The 16,429-nt window shown below is 72.8% G+C and carries 14 protein-coding genes; 11 read left to right on the top strand and 3 right to left on the bottom strand.

The window, feature by feature from the left end:
- Nucleotides 1-4 precede the first annotated feature (4 nt).
- The 4 genes from ACF09K_RS05780 to ACF09K_RS05765 all read left to right on the top strand — a co-directional run bounded on the left by ACF09K_RS05780 (nt 5) and on the right by ACF09K_RS05765 (nt 3,281).
- Nucleotides 5-901, top strand: a complete 897-nt coding sequence (locus tag ACF09K_RS05780; protein WP_392241246.1) for an arylamine N-acetyltransferase — start codon at nt 5-7, stop codon at nt 899-901.
- 163 nt (nt 902-1,064) lie between these two features.
- Nucleotides 1,065-1,310 (top strand): hypothetical protein, encoded by a 246-nt coding sequence (locus tag ACF09K_RS05775; protein ID WP_363088205.1) that lies wholly within the window; start codon nt 1,065-1,067, stop codon nt 1,308-1,310.
- A gap of 152 nt (nt 1,311-1,462) precedes the next feature.
- Nucleotides 1,463-2,452: a DNA polymerase III subunit delta gene (holA, locus tag ACF09K_RS05770; RefSeq protein WP_392241245.1), complete on the top strand. Its 990-nt coding sequence runs from the start codon at nt 1,463-1,465 to the stop codon at nt 2,450-2,452.
- A gap of 433 nt (nt 2,453-2,885) precedes the next feature.
- Complete coding sequence (locus ACF09K_RS05765; RefSeq protein ID WP_392241244.1) at nt 2,886-3,281, top strand: nuclear transport factor 2 family protein; 396 nt, start codon at nt 2,886-2,888, stop codon at nt 3,279-3,281.
- Between the two features lie 282 nt (nt 3,282-3,563).
- Here the strand turns inward: ACF09K_RS05765 and rpsT are convergent, their stop codons facing one another.
- Nucleotides 3,564-3,830: a 30S ribosomal protein S20 gene (gene rpsT / locus ACF09K_RS05760; protein ID WP_363088202.1), complete on the bottom strand. Its 267-nt coding sequence runs from the start codon at nt 3,828-3,830 to the stop codon at nt 3,564-3,566.
- 220 nt (nt 3,831-4,050) lie between these two features.
- On the opposite strand from rpsT, the gene lepA reads away from it, so the two are divergent.
- From lepA to ACF09K_RS05735, 5 genes are all read left to right on the top strand, one after another.
- On the top strand, nt 4,051-5,919 hold the full coding sequence (gene lepA / locus ACF09K_RS05755; protein WP_392241243.1) for a translation elongation factor 4: 1,869 nt from the start codon (nt 4,051-4,053) through the stop codon (nt 5,917-5,919).
- A 239-nt stretch (nt 5,920-6,158) separates the two neighbouring features.
- Nucleotides 6,159-8,033, top strand: a complete 1,875-nt coding sequence (locus ACF09K_RS05750; RefSeq protein WP_392241242.1) for an AMP-dependent synthetase/ligase — start codon at nt 6,159-6,161, stop codon at nt 8,031-8,033.
- A 457-nt stretch (nt 8,034-8,490) separates the two neighbouring features.
- Nucleotides 8,491-10,422, top strand: a complete 1,932-nt coding sequence (locus ACF09K_RS05745) for a SpoIIE family protein phosphatase (RefSeq protein ID WP_392241241.1) — start codon at nt 8,491-8,493, stop codon at nt 10,420-10,422.
- Nucleotides 10,423-10,502: 80 nt separating this feature from the next.
- The gene (gene hemW / locus ACF09K_RS05740; RefSeq protein ID WP_392241240.1) at nt 10,503-11,735 is read left to right on the top strand and encodes a radical SAM family heme chaperone HemW; all 1,233 of its coding nucleotides are present in this window, start codon (nt 10,503-10,505) and stop codon (nt 11,733-11,735) included.
- A 101-nt stretch (nt 11,736-11,836) separates the two neighbouring features.
- A complete protein-coding gene (locus ACF09K_RS05735; protein WP_392241239.1) occupies nt 11,837-12,409 on the top strand; it encodes a Uma2 family endonuclease in 573 nt (190 codons plus the stop codon).
- On the opposite strand, the gene ACF09K_RS05730 is transcribed toward ACF09K_RS05735, so the two are convergent.
- Both ACF09K_RS05730 and ACF09K_RS05725 read right to left on the bottom strand, forming a co-directional pair.
- Complete coding sequence (locus tag ACF09K_RS05730; RefSeq protein WP_392241238.1) at nt 12,393-13,211, bottom strand: DUF3097 domain-containing protein; 819 nt, start codon at nt 13,209-13,211, stop codon at nt 12,393-12,395. The genes ACF09K_RS05735 and ACF09K_RS05730 overlap by 17 nt on opposite strands.
- A 31-nt stretch (nt 13,212-13,242) precedes the next feature.
- Entirely contained in the window at nt 13,243-13,968 is a 726-nt protein-coding gene (locus ACF09K_RS05725) for an MBL fold metallo-hydrolase (protein ID WP_392241237.1), read from the bottom strand.
- Nucleotides 13,969-14,170: 202 nt separating this feature from the next.
- Here ACF09K_RS05725 and hrcA point away from each other — a divergent pair, with 202 nt between their 5' ends.
- Nucleotides 14,171-15,187 carry a heat-inducible transcriptional repressor HrcA gene (gene hrcA, locus ACF09K_RS05720; protein WP_392241236.1) on the top strand — a complete coding sequence of 339 codons (1,017 nt, stop codon included), beginning with the start codon at nt 14,171-14,173 and terminating at the stop codon, nt 15,185-15,187.
- Nucleotides 15,188-16,321: a molecular chaperone DnaJ gene (dnaJ, locus tag ACF09K_RS05715; RefSeq protein WP_392241235.1), complete on the top strand. Its 1,134-nt coding sequence runs from the start codon at nt 15,188-15,190 to the stop codon at nt 16,319-16,321.
- Nucleotides 16,322-16,429 lie beyond the last annotated feature (108 nt).

Genomic DNA, 16,429 nt, shown 5'->3' with positions numbered 1-16,429 from the left:
GGGCATGGATTCCGTACAGGCCGCCGTCACCACGTCCCCGCTCGACGCCCGTCCGGTCGAGGCGTATCTGCGTCGTCTCGGCGTCGAGTACCCGGCGTGGCCCACCGCCGACGTCCTGCGGGAGCTGCACCTGCGGCACCTGCGGACCGTGCCCTTCGAGAACCTGTCGGTGCATCTGGGAGAGGAGATCGTGCTGGAGGAGAGACGGCTGGTCGAGAAGGTCACCACCTCGGGGAGGGGAGGGTTCTGTTACGAGCTGAACGGTGCGTTCGGCGCCCTGCTCACGGCACTGGGCTTCGATGTGACGCTGCTCGCCTGCCGGGTCTACGACGACGAGGGGCGGCTCGGGATCCCGTACGACCACCTCGCGTTGCTGGTGCGCACCGTGGACGCGGGGGAGTGGCTGGCCGACGTCGGGTTCGGGGCGCACAGCCACCACCCGCTCCGTTTCGAGCACCGGGGGGAGCAGGAGGATCCCGGCGGCCTGTTCCGGATCACCGAGGCCCGTGCGGACGCGGCCGGGGTGAGGGGCGGAGCGGACCGGGCGGCGCGTGAGGGCGGTGGCGTGGCGGGGGCTGCCGACCTGGACGTCGTACGGGACGGCGGGCGGGTGTACCGGCTGGAGGTGCGGCCCCGGGTGCTGGGTGACTTCGCGGCCGGGGCGTGGTGGCACAGCACCTCGCCCGCCTCGCACTTCACACGGTCGCCGGTCTGCTCGCGGGTCACGGAGGACGGCGGGCGGATCACCCTCAGCGGCCGTCGGCTGAAGGTGACGGACCCGCAGGGGCGGAGCCGGGAGGAGGAGTTGGCGGGGGACGAGGAGGTGCTGGACGTGTACCGGGAGCGGTTCGGGATCAAGTTGGATCGGGTGCCGGTGGGGCGGGGTGGCGGCGGGGCCTGAGGCGATCGGCCGGCGAGCCCGGAGAGCCCCGCGCGGCGGGGTGGAGCCCGGCGGCGGGATCGAGCCGGACGCGCCGATCGTCTCCCGCTGCCTGCCTGCCTGCCTGCCTGCCCTCCGGCCGGCCTGCCCTCCGGGCTCCGTGGACGTGCCGGAAAATGGGTGGGTGAGCGATGTGAGACATGTGCTGGTGCTGCCCGACCGCGATGCCGCCGAAGAGGTCGTGGAAGCGCTCGGGGAGCGGTTCGGGGTGCGCGAGGAACCGCAGGTCGTCCGGGACGCGTTGGCCGGTGAGGACGACGCGGAGGACGCGCAGTGGCTGGTGGTGCTGCGGGACGAGGAGGGCCGGCTCGACGCGGAGGAACTGCACGCCTTCGCGGCCGAGTGGGAGGGGTGGCGGGAGGAACCGTAGGGGCGGCGCCGGAGGGGGAGCCGCGCCCGGGCCTCTGCTTCCGGCCCCCGGTCGGGTCTCTGCATCCGGTCCTTGGTCGCGCCGCCGCTGCCGGTCCTCGGTCGTTCCCCGGCCGGGCCTCGCTGTCACCGCCCCGTGCCATCCTTGACCCAATGGCCAGAAAGACTGCGAATGACGACCCCCTCGCCCCGGTGACGCTCGCCGTGGGCCAGGAGGACCTGCTCCTCGACCGTGCCGTGCAGGAGGTGGTGGCCGCCGCCCGGGCCGCCGACGCCGACACGGACGTGCGTGACCTCACGTCGGACCAGCTCCAGCCCGGCACGCTCGCCGAGTTGACCAGCCCGTCGCTCTTCGCGGAGCGCAAGGTCGTGGTCGTACGCAATGCGCAGGATCTGTCCGCCGACACGGTCAAGGACGTGAAGGGGTATCTCGCGGCGCCCGCCGAGGAGATCACGCTCGTGCTGCTGCACGCGGGCGGGGCCAAGGGCAAGGGGCTGCTGGACGCCGCGCGCAAGGCGGGGGCGCGGGAGGTGGCCTGCCCGAAGATGACCAAGCCGGCGGACCGGCTGGCCTTCGTCCGGCAGGAGTTCCGGGCCACCGGCCGGTCGGCCACCCCGGAGGCCTGTCAGGCGCTCGTCGACTCCATCGGCAGCGATCTGCGGGAGCTGGCGGCGGCGGTGTCGCAGCTGGCCGCCGACATCGAGGGGACCATCGACGAGGCGGTCGTCGGGCGGTACTACACGGGCCGGGCCGAGGCGTCGAGCTTCACCGTCGCCGACCGGGCCGTGGAGGGCAGGGCGGCGGAGGCGCTGGAGGCGCTGCGCTGGTCGTTGGCCACCGGCGTCGCACCCGTACTGATCACCAGTGCCCTTGCGCAGGGCGTGCGGGCCATCGGCAAGCTGTCCTCCGCCCGCGGCGGCAGGCCCGCGGACCTCGCGCGGGAGCTGGGCATGCCGCCCTGGAAGATCGACCGGGTCCGCCAGCAGATGCGGGGCTGGACGCCCGACGGCGTCTCCGTGGCCCTGCGCGCGGTCGCCGAGGCCGACGCGGGGGTGAAGGGCGGAGGCGACGACCCGGAGTACGCGCTGGAGAAGGCCGTGGTGGCGGTGGCACGGGCGGCCCGTTCGGGGGGCCGGGCGTAGGACCGGGAGCCGGGGCGGGGCCGGGCGGGCGGGTGCCGGAGCCGAACGCCGAGGCGGCCGCCGGACGCCGGGGTGGGACTGGGCGGCCGCCGGAGCGGGCACCGGAGCCGGACGCCGCTTCGGCCGCCATCGGTGCCGCGCTTCGAACCCCACGCCTCTGCCCCCATCTGGAACACCCGCCTCCGACCCCCGCCTCCGCCTCCCTGCCTCGCGCCCCCGCCCCCGTCCCTTGCCTCGAATCCGCACCTCCGCCCCCGCCCCCGTCCCTTGCCTCGGATCCCCCCCCGCCCCCGCCCCCGACCCGATCTCCACCTCGCCCCCGCCTCCCGCCCCGTCGGTACTCCCGGACCGGGTCGCCGTCCCCGGCGGAGGGAGGAGAATCGAAGCAGCAGCCGACGCATCGCCCAGGACATCGGAAAGGCGGCGATCGACCATGGCTGAACACCCGCACGCAGCGCTCGTCCGCAGGGGCTTCGAGGCTTTCTCCCGAGGGGACATGGACACCCTGCGGGAACTGATGGCGAAGGACGCCACGCATCACGTGCCCGGCACTCACCCGCTCTCGGGTGACTTCAAGGGCCAGGACGCGATCATCGACATGTACCGGCGGCTCGGCGAGGAGACGAACGGCACGATGCGTCTGGAGATGCTCGGCATCTGCGTCGACGGCCGCGGACACGCGGTCGGAATGTGCCGGGTCACCGCCGAGCGGCAGGGCAAGCACCTCGACGACACCGGGTGCATCGTCTTCCGGATCGTCGGCGACAAGATCACGGATCTCGACGAATGTGTCGAGGACATCGACAAGGGCGACGACTTCTGGTCGTGAGGACATCCGCTCGAGCAAGAACGCCTGCTCAAGCAAGAACACCCGCTCAAGCAAGAACACCCCTCGAGCAACAACACCTGCTCAAGCACACCCGCTCAGGAATGCCGGAGGCCCCGGCGCCCGCCCTGGGGAAGGGCGAGGCGCCGGGGCCTCCGGTTCGCGATGCCGGATCCACGCCCGCGTGGCGAACGCAGGCCGCGCGTGGGTCCGTGGGTGCCGGTCGGGAGCGGATGAGAGAGGGCCCGCTCTGGGTCTCCCCGGCGATCAGATCAAGAAGGGAGTTCAGCCCTTGAGGGTCGCGACCTTCGAAGCGAGCGCCGACTTCTTGTTGGCGGCCTGGTTCTTGTGGATGACGCCCTTGGAGACGGCCTTGTCGAGCTGACGCGCGGCAGCGCGCTGCAGCTCGGTGGCCTTCTCGACGTCACCCGCGGCAGCGGCCTCGCGGGCCTTGCGGATCGCGGTCTTCAGGGAGGACTTGACGGCCTTGTTGCGCAGCCGAGCCTTCTCGTTGGTCTTGATCCGCTTGATCTGGGACTTGATGTTCGCCACGAAAGAGCCTTTGCAGGTTCAGGCACGGGGCCGCTCGGGTCCCGTGCCAGGTGATTTCTTGAGTGTGCCTCGCGCTGAGAGGGCATGAGACACAGCCACCCAGACTACCAGCGGGTCCGGCAGCGGCCCAAACCGGTCCCCGGTCGCCGCGCGTGGGACCATGGAACCTACGTATCGATCCGACCCGAGGCATAAGGCGCCTCAAGAGACAGGACCCTGCGTGCCCGCGACCCCTAACAATGTGCCCGAGCCGAGCCGTACCGACCCGGCACTGATCCGCAACTTCTGCATCATCGCGCACATCGACCACGGCAAGTCCACCCTCGCCGACCGGATGCTCCAGCTGACCGGTGTGGTCGAGCAGCGGCAGATGCGTGCCCAGTACCTCGACCGCATGGACATCGAGCGTGAGCGCGGAATCACGATCAAGTCCCAGGCGGTGCGTCTGCCGTGGGCTCCGACCCAGGACCCCGGAAACACGCACATCCTCAACATGATCGACACCCCGGGGCACGTCGACTTCACCTACGAGGTCTCGCGGTCGCTCGCCGCGTGCGAGGGCACCATCCTCCTCGTGGACGCCGCCCAGGGCATCGAGGCCCAGACCCTCGCCAACCTCTACCTGGCGATGGAGAACGACCTCGCGATCATCCCCGTGCTCAACAAGATCGACCTGCCGGCCGCGCAGCCGGAGAAGTTCGCCGAGGAGCTGGCGAACCTCGTGGGGTGCGAGCCGGGCGACGTGCTGCGGGTCTCCGCCAAGACCGGTGTCGGCGTCGACGCGCTGCTCGACAAGGTCGTGCGGGAGGTCCCGGCGCCGGTCGGGGTCAAGGACGCGCCCGCCCGCGCGATGATCTTCGACTCGGTGTACGACTCCTACCGGGGCGTGGTCACGTACGTCCGTGTCATCGACGGGCAGCTCAACAAGCGTGAGCGGATCCGGATGATGTCCACGAACGCCACGCACGAACTGCTGGAGATCGGCACCAACTCGCCGGAGATGCTGGCGGCCGACGGCCTCGGCGTCGGCGAGGTGGGGTACCTGATCACCGGGGTGAAGGACGTCCGCCAGTCCAAGGTCGGTGACACCATCACCAGCCAGCACAAGGGCGCGACCGAGGCGCTCGGCGGCTACAAGGACCCGAAGCCGATGGTCTTCTCGGGCCTGTACCCGCTGGACGGCTCCGACTACCCGGAGCTGCGCGACGCCCTGGACAAGCTCCAGCTCAACGACGCCGCGCTGGTCTACGAGCCGGAGACCTCCGCCGCCCTCGGCTTCGGTTTCCGCGTGGGCTTCCTGGGCCTGCTGCACCTCGACGTGATCCGGGAGCGGCTGGAGCGCGAGTTCGGCCTCGACCTCATCGCCACCGCGCCGAACGTGGTGTACCGCGTGGTCATGGAGGACGGCACCGAGCACACCGTCACCAACCCGAGCGAGTTCCCCGAGGGCAAGATCAACGAGGTGTACGAGCCGGTCGTGCGCGCCACCATCCTGGCGCCGACCGAGTTCATCGGCTCGATCATGGAGCTGTGCCAGACCCGGCGCGGCACGCTGCTCGGCATGGACTACCTCTCCGAGGACCGGGTCGAGATCCGCTACACGCTCCCCCTCGCGGAGATCGTCTTCGACTTCTTCGACCAGCTGAAGTCGAAGACGCGCGGGTACGCGTCGCTGGACTACGAGCCCACCGGCGAGCAGACCTCCAGCCTGGTCAAGGTCGACATCCTGCTGCACGGCGACAAGGTCGACGCCTTCTCGGCGATCACCCACAAGGACGCCGCGTACGCCTACGGCGTGCGGCTCGTGGCCAAGCTGCGCGAGCTGATCCCGCGGCAGGCCTTCGAGGTGCCCATCCAGGCCGCCGTCGGCTCGCGGGTCATCGCCCGCGAGACCATCCGCGCCATCCGCAAGGACGTCCTCGCCAAGTGCTACGGCGGCGACATCTCCCGCAAGCGCAAGCTGCTGGAGAAGCAGAAGGAGGGCAAGAAGCGGATGAAGATGGTGGGTTCCGTGGAGGTTCCGCAGGACGCCTTCATCGCCGTGCTCAGCAGCGACGAGAACGCGGGTTCGGGCAAGGGCAAGAAGTAGCCGCCGACACGCCGGTTCCGGGGCCCGTCGCGCTGTAGCGCGGCGGGCCCCGCCTCGTCACCGGGTCGTCGTTGTGTAAAAAGTGACAGTCCGTGGCCCCTTACGTGCAGGCCAGTCGCCCTCTACTCTGATCCCTGCTCGATAGTTACTCGTGAGTTAAACAACAGCCGCGCTGAGCCGGCCGCATCGTCAACAGCCGCATTGAGCCAGCCGCACCGTCGCGGGCCCCGGAGGATGTCGTGAGCGACACACAGACACTGATCGAGAACCGTCCGCCGTCCGTCGCGGGCCTCTTCCTGGAGCGGGTGGCCGCCACACCGGACGCGGAGGCCTACCGCTACCCCGTGCCGGCACCCTCGGGCCAGGGCCCGGACGACTGGAAGTCGCTGAGCTGGGCGCAGGCCGCCGAACGGGTCCACGCCGTCGCGGCCGGCCTGATCGAGCTGGGCGTACAGCCGGAGCAGCGCGTGGCGCTCGCCTCCTCCACCCGCATCGAGTGGATCCTCGCCGACCTCGGCATCATGTGCGCGGGCGCGGCGACGACCACCGTCTACCCGCAGACCAACGCCGAGGAATCGGCGTTCATCCTCTCCGACTCCGGCAGCCGGGTGCTGATCGCGGAGGACGCGGCCCAGGTCGCCAAGGCGGTGGAGAAGCGCCAGGAACTGCCCGAGCTGACCCACGTGGTGGTGATCGACCCGGCCGGGGTGGAGACCGCCGACTGGATCCTCACCCTGGACGAGCTGGAGAAGCGCGGCGCCGCCCGGCTGGAGCGGGACCCGCAGCTGATCAAGGAGCGGGTCGGCGCGATCACCAGGGACCAGCTCGCCACCGTCATCTACACGTCGGGCACCACCGGCCGCCCCAAGGGCGTGCGTCTCCCGCACGACAACTGGGCGTACATGGCGAAGGCGATCGCCGCGACCGGCCTGATCGGCCCCGACGACGTGCAGTACCTGTGGCTGCCCCTCGCCCACGTGTTCGGCAAGGTGCTGACCTCCGGCCAGATCGAGGCCGGGCACGTCACCGCCGTGGACGGCCGCGTCGACAAGATCATCGAGAACCTGCCGGTCGTGCGGCCGACGTACATGGCGGCCGTCCCCCGCATCTTCGAGAAGGTCTACAACGGGGTCGCCACGAAGGCCCGGGCGGGCGGCGCCGCCAAGTACAAGATCTTCCAGTGGGCCGCCGAGGTCTCCCGCGAGTACGCCAAGGCCGCCCAGGACAACTTCCGGCGCACCGGCACGGCCTCCGTGCCCTTCGGGCTCGGCGCCAGGCACAAGGTCGCCGACGCGCTCGTCTACGCGAAGATCCGGGAGGCGTTCGGCGGCAACCTGCGCGCGTGCATCTCGGGCAGCGCGGCCCTCGCGCCGGACATCGGCTACTTCTTCTCCGGCGCCGGCATCCACATCCTCGAGGGGTACGGCCTGACGGAGTCCTCCGCGGCCTCCTTCGTGAACCCCGGCGAGGCCTACCGCACCGGCACGGTCGGCAAGCCGCTGCCCGGCACCGAGGTGCGCATCGCCGACGACGGCGAGATCCTGCTGCGCGGTCCCGGCATCATGGAGGGCTACCACGGGCTGCCCGAGAAGACCGCCGAGGTCCTGGAGGCCGACGGCTGGTTCCACACCGGCGACATCGGCGAGCTGTCCCCCGACGGGTACCTGCGGATCACCGACCGCAAGAAGGACCTCATCAAGACGTCCGCCGGCAAGTACATCGCGCCCGCCGAGGTCGAGGGACAGTTCAAGGCGGTCTGCCCGTACGTCTCCAACATCCTCGTGCACGGCGCCGACCGGAACTTCTGCACGGCCCTGATCGCCCTGGACGAGGTCTCCCTGCGGAGCTGGGCCGAGGAGAACGGCCTCGGCGGGAAGTCGTACGCCGAGATCGTGGCCGCGCCGGAGACGGTGGCGCTCGTCGAGGGCTACGTGAAGCACCTCAACCAGGGGCTGCAGAAGTGGCAGACGATCAAGAAGTTCCGGCTGCTGCCGCGTGACCTCGACGTGGAGCACGGCGAGATCACGCCGAGCCTGAAGCTGAAGCGGCCGGTCGTCGAGCGCGAGTACAAGCACCTGATCGACGAGATGTACGCCGGGACGCGCGAGGCGTAGGCGCCGGCAGGGGAACCTCGGGGCCGGGGGCGGCCGCGGACACGCCGCCCCCGGCCGGGGCTCCCTCCTCGGCGGGCCTCCGCCCCGCCCTGCCCCCGGCCGGGCCCCGCTCTGCCCTCGGCCGGGCCCCGCCCTGCCCCCGGCCGAGCCCCGCCCTCCGGCTGATCCCCGCGCCGCCCCGCCCCCGGCCGAGCTCGACACCCACCCCCGCCGCCCCCGGTCCGGGACGAGGCCGGCCCCGGCCCTGTACGGGCGCCGGACGAACGGCGGGATGCTCCGATCCCGCCCCGGAAGCGCCCCTTTCCGGACACATGCGGAACCCGATCCCCCCTCATCGCGGCCCACTTCGGTAACTCAGCGCGTATGGACGCGGCCTTTCTGTCACCCTGTCGGCATCGGCCGGGGTGTGCCACCCGCGGACCGAGGCCCGATTCGTCCGATCGCCCGGGAGCCGTCCATGGGGGCCATTCCCACGCAACGGGAGACCGCGTCCCGTGCCAGTGGTGCGCCGGCGCACGCGGGCGGGCACCCGCACACGCGCGCGACCCTCACCGGCAGCCCCCTCGCGCCCGGCGCCGCCCGCGACCTCGTCCGCGCCGCGTTCGCCGAGTGGGCCGGCCTCGGCCTGCCCGGCGCCCGGGAACTGGCGGGGCGGCTCGGCGAGGAGGCGACACTCGTCGTCAGCGAACTGGTCACCAACGCCGTCGTGCACGCCGGTACCGACGTCGACCTGCTGTGCCGGCTGGAGGCGGAGCCGGAGCAGCCCGACGCCTGCGCCGTCCTCGTGGAGGTCACCGACCACCACCCCACGCGCGCGCCCCGCGACGGCGGCCCCGACACGCCGTACGACGCCCCCGAGCACGGCCGCGGCCTGCGCCTGGTGGCCACGCTGGCCGACGCGTGGGGCGTGACGTACCGCCGGGGGGCGAAGACCGTGTGGGCGCGGCTGCCGGCCCGCCCGGCGGACGACGACGGGAACCCCGACGAACCCTGGGCCCGCACCGCCCCCGTCGGCTCCCTCGCTCCCCTGGGCTCCCTCGCCTTCGCCGAGGCCCCCGTACCCGCCCCCGTACCCGCCCCCGGACGCCGGTCCGGAGCCCAGGACCGCGACTGGCTCGGCCGCGGCGCCCTGTCCTTCCTCGCCGAGGCCTCCGACCTGCTCGCCGGGCAGCTCGACGAGGAGCTGGTCGCCGCGCTCACCGGCCAGCTGATCGTGCCGCGCCTCGCGGACTGGTGCGCGGTCCGGCTGGAGGACGAGCTCGGCCCGCGCGCCGGCTGGGACGACGGACCGCAGGCACGGCTGACCCGCGTCTGGCACGTCAGCGAGAACCACGTCGAGGAGCTGCGCCGGGCCCTGGAGAAGGACCCGCCGCGCCCGCCCGACGACCCCGGCTCCGGACCCGCCGTTCACTCCTGGCCCGGCGGCGCGCTCGGCCCGCACGGCACCGCCCTCGCCTACCGGCTGGTCGCCGGCGGCCGCCCGCTCGGCACCCTCGTCATCGGGCGGGCCGGGCTGCCGCGCTTCCCCGACGAGGTCACCGGGCTCGTCGAGGACCTCGGCCGGCGCGTGGCCCTCGCCATCGGCGCCGCCCGCCAGTACGCCCGCCAGGCCACCATCAGCGCCGTCCTCCAGCGCGGCCTGCTGCCCGGCGCGGTCGCCGAGATCCCCGGCCTGCGCAGCGCCCTCGTCCACGAGCCGCGCGAGCAGGGCGGGCCGAGCGGCGACTTCTACGACCTGTTCCCGGTGGGCGACGGCCGCTGGTGCTTCGCGGTCGGCGACGTCCAGGGCAAGGGCCCCGAGGCGGCCGTGGTCATCGGACTGGCCCGGCCCTGGCTCCGGCTGCTGGCCCGCGAGGGGTACGGCGTGGCCGACGTCCTCGACCGCCTCAACCAGCTCCTCCTCGACGACGCCACCGAGGCCGCCGACGCGGCCGCCCGCGCCTTCGTCGGCCCGGCGGACCCCGGGGACGGGCCGCAGACCCGCTTCCTGTCGCTCCTCTACGGCGAGCTCGTGCCCTTCGACGGCGGCGTCCGCTGCACCCTCGCCTCGGCCGGCCACCCCCTGCCCCTGCTCCTCGGGGCCGGCGGCGGCGTCACCACGGTCGCGCAGCCGCAGACCCTCCTCGGCGTCGTCGAGGACGTCACGTACGTCAGCGAGAGCCTCGACCTGTGGCCCGGCGACACCCTGCTCTGCGTCACCGACGGCGTCACCGAGCGCCGCTCGGGCTCCCGCCAGTTCGACGACGGCGACGGCCTCGCCCTCGCGCTGTCCGGCTGCGCGGGGCTGGACGCGGAACTGATCGCCGAGCGGATCCGCCGGCTGGTCCACGAGTTCGGCGGCCGGCCCCCGGAGGACGACCTCGCCCTGCTGGTGCTCCAGGCCGAGTAGCACGGCCGCCGCGCGGCACCGCGCAGGAGCCGCACAGCCGCCCGCGGGACCCGCGGGCGGCGTACGGGACAATGGAGGACATGCCTTCCGCACTTCCCGACGGCGAGCCCGTCCCCACCGACGGCACGCTGCCCGCCTCCGCGCTCGCCGGGGCCGCCGACCGCCCCCTTGGGTTCTACCTGCACGTGCCCTACTGCGCGAGCCGCTGCGGCTACTGCGACTTCAACACCTACACCGCCACCGAGCTGCGCGGCACCGGCGGTGTCCTCGCCTCCCGCGAGAACTACGCCGACACCCTGATCGACGAGATCCGGCTGGCCCGCAAGGTCCTCGGCGACGACCCGCGCCAGGTCCGCACGGTCTTCGTCGGCGGCGGTACGCCCACCCTGCTCGCGGCCGGCGACCTGGTCCGGATGCTCACGGCGATCCGCGAGGAGTTCGGGCTGGCCGCGGACGCGGAGGTCACCACCGAGGCCAACCCGGAGTCGGTCGACCCGGCGTACCTCGCCACCCTCCGCCAGGGCGGCTTCAACCGGATCTCCTTCGGCATGCAGAGCGCCCGGCAGCACGTGCTGAGGATCCTCGACCGCACCCACACGCCCGGCCGCCCCGAGGCCTGCGTGGCGGAGGCCCGCGGCGTCGGCTTCGAGCACGTCAACCTCGACCTGATCTACGGCACCCCCGGCGAGTCGGACGACGACTGGCGGGCCTCCCTGGACGCCGCCCTCGGCGCCGGACCCGACCACGTCAGCGCGTACGCCCTGATCGTCGAGGAGGGCACGCAGCTCGCCCGCCGGATCCGCCGCGGCGAGGTCCCGACGACCGACGACGACGTCCACGCCGACCGGTACCTGATCGCCGAGGAGACGATGTCCGCGGCGGGCTTCGACTGGTACGAGGTGTCCAACTGGGCCACCTCCGAGGCGGGCCGCTGCCTGCACAACGAGCTGTACTGGCGGGGCGCCGACTGGTGGGGCGCGGGCCCGGGGGCCCACAGCCACGTCGGAGGCGTGCGCTGGTGGAACGTCAAGCACCCGGGGGCGTACGCGGCGGCGCTGGCGAGCGGCCGTTCGCCGGGTGCCGGACGCGAGGTCCTGTCGGAGGAGGACCGCCGGGTCGAGCGGATCCTGCTGGAGCTGCGGCTGCGGGAGGGCGTTCCGCTGGAGCTGCTGAAGGAGGCGGGGCTGGCGGCGTCGCGGCGGGCGCTGTCGGAGGGGCTGCTGGACGGCGGCCCCTACGAGGCGGGCCGGGCCGTCCTCACCCTGCGGGGACGACTGCTGGCGGACGCGGTGGTGCGGGACCTGGTGGACTGATCACCCCGGCGGGTGAACCGCTGCGGAACGCCGGTTCGGTCCCTAACCTGGTTCGTAGGCTGCCGCCGACAAGTACGCGGCGGATGTGGAGGGCCACGGAGATGACCGCTGTGGATGATCGCCGGGTGCACGAGGCCTTCGAGAACCTGGAGGTTCCCGAGGGCTTCAAAGCTGAGCTCATCCGGGGGGAAATCGTGATGATGGCCGGACCCGACAAGGTCCACAACCGCATCGTCCAAGCGGTGCAGGATCAGATTCCCTCCGACAGGTGGGACCGGCTGCAGACGCAGGACGTGGCGTTTCCCGGTGAGGACAGCGAGCCCCAGCCGGACCTCGTCGTCCTGGAGGTCGGCGCCGACGACAGCCCCGGACGACTTGTTCCAGCCCCCGCCGTGACGATGCTGGTCGAGGTCGTGTCCAAAACCAGTGTTCACCGCGACTACGTCGAGAAGCGGTCGATCTACGCCGCCGGTGGCGTGCCCGTGTACCTGGTCATCGATCCCTTCCAGGCGAGGTGCCTCGTACTGACGGAACCGGCCGGCAGCGGGGTGTCGGCGGACTACCTGACCAAACGGACGCGGAAGTTCGGTGATCCGGTGCCGTTGCCGTTGCTGGGCATCGACCTCGACACGAGCGGGTTCGGCACGCTGCCGCCGCTCACCCCGGTGCCGTGACGAAGTCGATCAGTTCCTCGACCGCTCTCAGCAGCTCCGGTTCCAGGTCCTTGTAGGACTCCACCCGCTTCAGGACGGCCTGCCAGACCGCGCCGGTGTTCTCCGACGGCCATCCCAGCGCGCGGCACACCCCCGTCTTCCAGTCCTGCCCGTGCGGGACGCGGGGCCAGGCCGCGATGCCCACCGACGACGGCTTCACCGCCTCCCAGACGTCGACGTACGGGTGGCCCACCACCAGCGCGTGCTCGCCGGTCACGGACCGCGCGATGCGCCACTCCTTCGTGCCGGGGACGAGGTGGTCCACCAGCACGCCCAGCCGGGCGTCGGGGCCGGGGGCGAACCCGGCGACGATCGACGGCAGGTCGTCCACGCCCTCCAGGTACTCCACGACCACGCCCTCGACGCGCAGGTCGTCGCCCCACACCTTCTCCACCAGCTCGGCGTCGTGCCGGCCCTCGACGTAGATGCGGCCGGCGCGGGCCACCCGGGCGCGGGCGCCGGGCACGGCGACCGAACCGGAGGCGGTCCGGGCGGGCCGCGCCGGAGCCGCCGGCGCCGGGCGGACCAGCGTCACGACCCGTCCCTCCAGGAGGAAGCCGCGCGGTTCCAGCGGGAAGACCCGGTGCTTGCCGAAGCGGTCCTCCAGGGTGACCGTGCCCGCCTCGCAGCGGATCACCGCGCCGCAGAAACCGGTGCCGGGCTCCTCCACCACCAGACCGGGGTCCGCGGGGACCTCGGGGGCGGGCGGCTGCTTCTTCTTCCACGGCGGGGTCAGGTCGGCGGAGTACACACGGGGGCCCATTCGGATGACGATAGGAGAAGCCCCGTGGCGGTCACGGCGACACGCCGAAGCGCGCGGCCAGCGCGTCCCGCTGGGCCCGGACGAACGCCGCGTCCACCACCGCGCCGTGACCGGGCACGTACAGGGCGTCCTCGCCGCCGAGGTCCAGCAGCCGGTCGAGGGCGGCCGGCCACCGCGACGGTACGGCGTCGGGCCCGGCCTGCGGTTCGCCGGACTCCTCGACGAGGTCGCCGCAGAAGACGACCTCGGGCGAGCCGGGGCCCGCCGGGACGAGGACGGCGAGGTCGTGCGCGGTGTGGCCCGGACCGACGTTCGCCAGCAGGACCTGCCGCCCGCCGCCCAGGTCGAGCGTCCACTCGCCGCAGACCGGGTGGCGGGGCCGCACCAGGATGTCCACGGCCTCCGCGGCCGCGGCCTCGTCCAGGCCGCACCGGACCGCGTCCGCGCGCAGCTCGTCCGCCGCCACCGTCTCCGCCCCCACCGCCGCGTAGACCTCCGCGCCCGCGAAGGCCGCCGCCCCGAGCACATGGTCGAAATGGGGGTGTGTGAGCGCGAGATCCGTCACACGGTGACCGGCGAGTTCCTCGGCGCGGGCCCGCAGCCGGGCGCCCTCGGCGAGACTCGACCCGGCGTCCACCAGCAGGGCCCGCCCCTCCCCGACGACCAGCCCCGCCGTGCAGTCCCAGCCGGGCAGCCGGCACCGGCCGACCCCGGTGGCGACCCGTTCCCACCCCAGCTCTTCCCACGTCACCGTCATACCGCGACGCTAGCCCCTGCCGTCGTGTTCGCGCCCGCCCGCGACGGCGGGGCCCGGCCCCGGCGGCCCGGCGGGGCGACCGACCTTGCCCAGGGTGTACCCCACGGCCGTACACTGGGCCGGGGAACGCTGGCACTCGAATGTGAAGAGTGCCAGGCGGGGCGCCCGGGGGACCGGGGACGACTTCTGGAGGTGAGCGCGGATGCTGAGTGAACGCAGGCTCCAAGTGCTGCGCGCCATCGTCCAGGACTACGTGGGCACCGAGGAACCCGTGGGTTCCAAGGCGCTCACCGAGCGGCACAACCTCGGCGTCTCCCCGGCCACGGTCCGCAACGACATGGCCGCCCTGGAGGACGAGGGGTACATCGCGCAGCCGCACACCAGCGCCGGGCGCATCCCCACGGACAAGGGCTACCGGCTGTTCGTCGACAAGCTCGCCGGCGTCAAGCCGATGACGGCCCCCGAGCGGCGGGCCATCCAGAACTTCCTCGACGGCGCCGTCGACCTCGACGACGTCGTGGCCCGGACTGTACGGCTGCTCGCGCAGCTCACCCGGCAGGTCGCCGTCGTGCAGTACCCGTCGCTGACGCGCTCCACGGTGCGGCACGTCGAACTGCTGGCGCTGGCGCCGGCCCGGCTGATGCTGGTGCTGATCACGGACACCGGGCGGGTCGAGCAGCGGATGGTGGACTGCCCGGCGCCCTTCGGCGAGAGCTCGCTGGCGGACCTGCGGGCGCGGCTGAACAGCCGGGTCGCGGGCCGCCGCTTCAGCGACGTACCGCGCCTGGTCGAGGACCTGGCCGACGCCTTCGAGGTCGAGGACCGCGGCACGGTCACGACGGTGCTCTCCACGCTGCTGGAGACGCTCGTCGAGGAGAACGAGGAGCGGCTGATGATCGGCGGCACCGCCAATCTCACCCGCTTCGGACATGACTTCCCCCTCACGATCCGCCCCGTCCTGGAAGCACTCGAGGAGCAGGTCGTGCTCCTCAAGCTCCTTGGCGAGGCGGGGGATTCGGGCATGACCGTACGCATCGGTCACGAGAACGCCTATGAGGGGCTCAACTCCACTTCGGTGGTGTCGGTCGGCTACGGTTCGGGCGGCGAGGCAGTCGCCAAGCTCGGCGTGGTCGGACCGACCCGCATGGATTACCCGGGAACGATGGGAGCGGTACGCGCAGTGGCACGGTACGTCGGACAGATCCTGGCGGAGTCGTAAGTGGCCACGGACTACTACGCCGTTCTCGGCGTGCGCCGCGACGCGTCGCAGGAAGAGATCAAGAAGGCCTTCCGGCGGCTCGCACGCGAGCTGCACCCGGACGTCAACCCCGATCCGAAGACCCAGGAGCGGTTCAAGGAGATCAACGCCGCCTACGAGGTGCTGTCGGACCCGCAGAAGAAGCAGGTCTACGACCTCGGCGGGGATCCCCTGTCCCAGGCGGGCGGCGGCGCGGGCGGCTTCGGGGCCGGTGGCTTCGGCAACTTCTCCGACATCATGGACGCCTTCTTCGGCACGGCGTCGCAGCGCGGACCGCGCTCGCGCACCCGCCGGGGCCAGGACGCGATGATCCGGCTGGAGATCGACCTCGACGAGGCGGCCTTCGGCACGACCAAGGACATCCAGGTCGACACGGCGGTCGTCTGCGGCACCTGCAGCGGTGAGGGCGCGGCGCCGGGGACCACCGCGCAGACCTGTGACATGTGCCGCGGCCGCGGCGAGGTGTCGCAGGTGACGCGGTCCTTCCTCGGCCAGGTCATGACCTCGCGGCCCTGCCCGCAGTGCCAGGGCTTCGGCACCGTCGTGCCGACGCCCTGCCCGGAGTGCGCGGGCGACGGCCGGGTGCGCTCGCGCCGCACGCTGACCGTGAAGATCCCGGCCGGCGTCGACAACGGCACCCGCATCCAGCTCGCCGGCGAGGGCGAGGTCGGGCCCGGCGGCGGTCCCGCCGGTGACCTGTACGTCGAGATCCACGAGCTGCCGCACGCGCAGTTCCAGCGGCGCGGCGACGACCTGCACTGCACGGTCACCCTGCCGATGACCGCGGCGGCCCTCGGCACCAAGGTGCCGCTGGAGACGCTCGACGGGCTCGAGGAGGTCGACATCCGGCCCGGCACGCAGTCGGGGCAGTCGATCCCGCTGCACGGGCGCGGTGTCACGCACCTGCGGGGCGGCGGACGCGGTGACCTCATCGTGCACGTCGAGGTGCAGACCCCCAACAAGCTGGACCCCGAGCAGGAGCGGCTGCTGCGGGAGCTGGCGAAGCTGCGCGGGGAGGAGCGGCCCCTCGGGCAGTTCCAGCCCGGACAGCAGGGCCTGTTCTCCCGGCTGAAGGACGCGTTCAACGGACGGTGACGGCGGGGGAGGGGCGGCGGGGGGCGGGCGCCCCCCCCCCCCCCCCCCCCCCCCCGGCCCCCCCCCGGGGGGGGGCGGCCCCCCCCGGACGGCGTGACACCCAGCCGT

Origin of the sequence: Streptomyces sp. NPDC014882, assembly GCF_043081325.1 — a bacterium.
GTDB lineage: Bacteria > Actinomycetota > Actinomycetes > Streptomycetales > Streptomycetaceae > Streptomyces.
This window is presented reverse-complemented; position numbering and strand designations above follow the sequence as displayed.

Bases quoted from the DNA above. Each gene is read 5' to 3' on its own strand.
- ACF09K_RS05780 (WP_392241246.1), top strand. From the start codon at position 5: ATGGATTCCGTACAGGCCGCCGTCACCACGTCCCCGCTCGACGCCCGT.
- holA (WP_392241245.1), top strand. From the start codon at position 1,463: ATGGCCAGAAAGACTGCGAATGACGACCCCCTCGCCCCGGTGACGCTC.
- ACF09K_RS05765 (WP_392241244.1), top strand. From the start codon at position 2,886: ATGGCTGAACACCCGCACGCAGCGCTCGTCCGCAGGGGCTTCGAGGCT.
- ACF09K_RS05745 (WP_392241241.1), top strand. From the start codon at position 8,491: ATGGGGGCCATTCCCACGCAACGGGAGACCGCGTCCCGTGCCAGTGGT.
- hemW (WP_392241240.1), top strand. From the start codon at position 10,503: ATGCCTTCCGCACTTCCCGACGGCGAGCCCGTCCCCACCGACGGCACG.
- ACF09K_RS05735 (WP_392241239.1), top strand. From the start codon at position 11,837: ATGACCGCTGTGGATGATCGCCGGGTGCACGAGGCCTTCGAGAACCTG.
- ACF09K_RS05730 (WP_392241238.1), bottom strand. From the start codon at position 13,211: ATGGGCCCCCGTGTGTACTCCGCCGACCTGACCCCGCCGTGGAAGAAG.
- ACF09K_RS05725 (WP_392241237.1), bottom strand. From the start codon at position 13,968: ATGACGGTGACGTGGGAAGAGCTGGGGTGGGAACGGGTCGCCACCGGG.
- hrcA (WP_392241236.1), top strand. From the start codon at position 14,171: ATGCTGAGTGAACGCAGGCTCCAAGTGCTGCGCGCCATCGTCCAGGAC.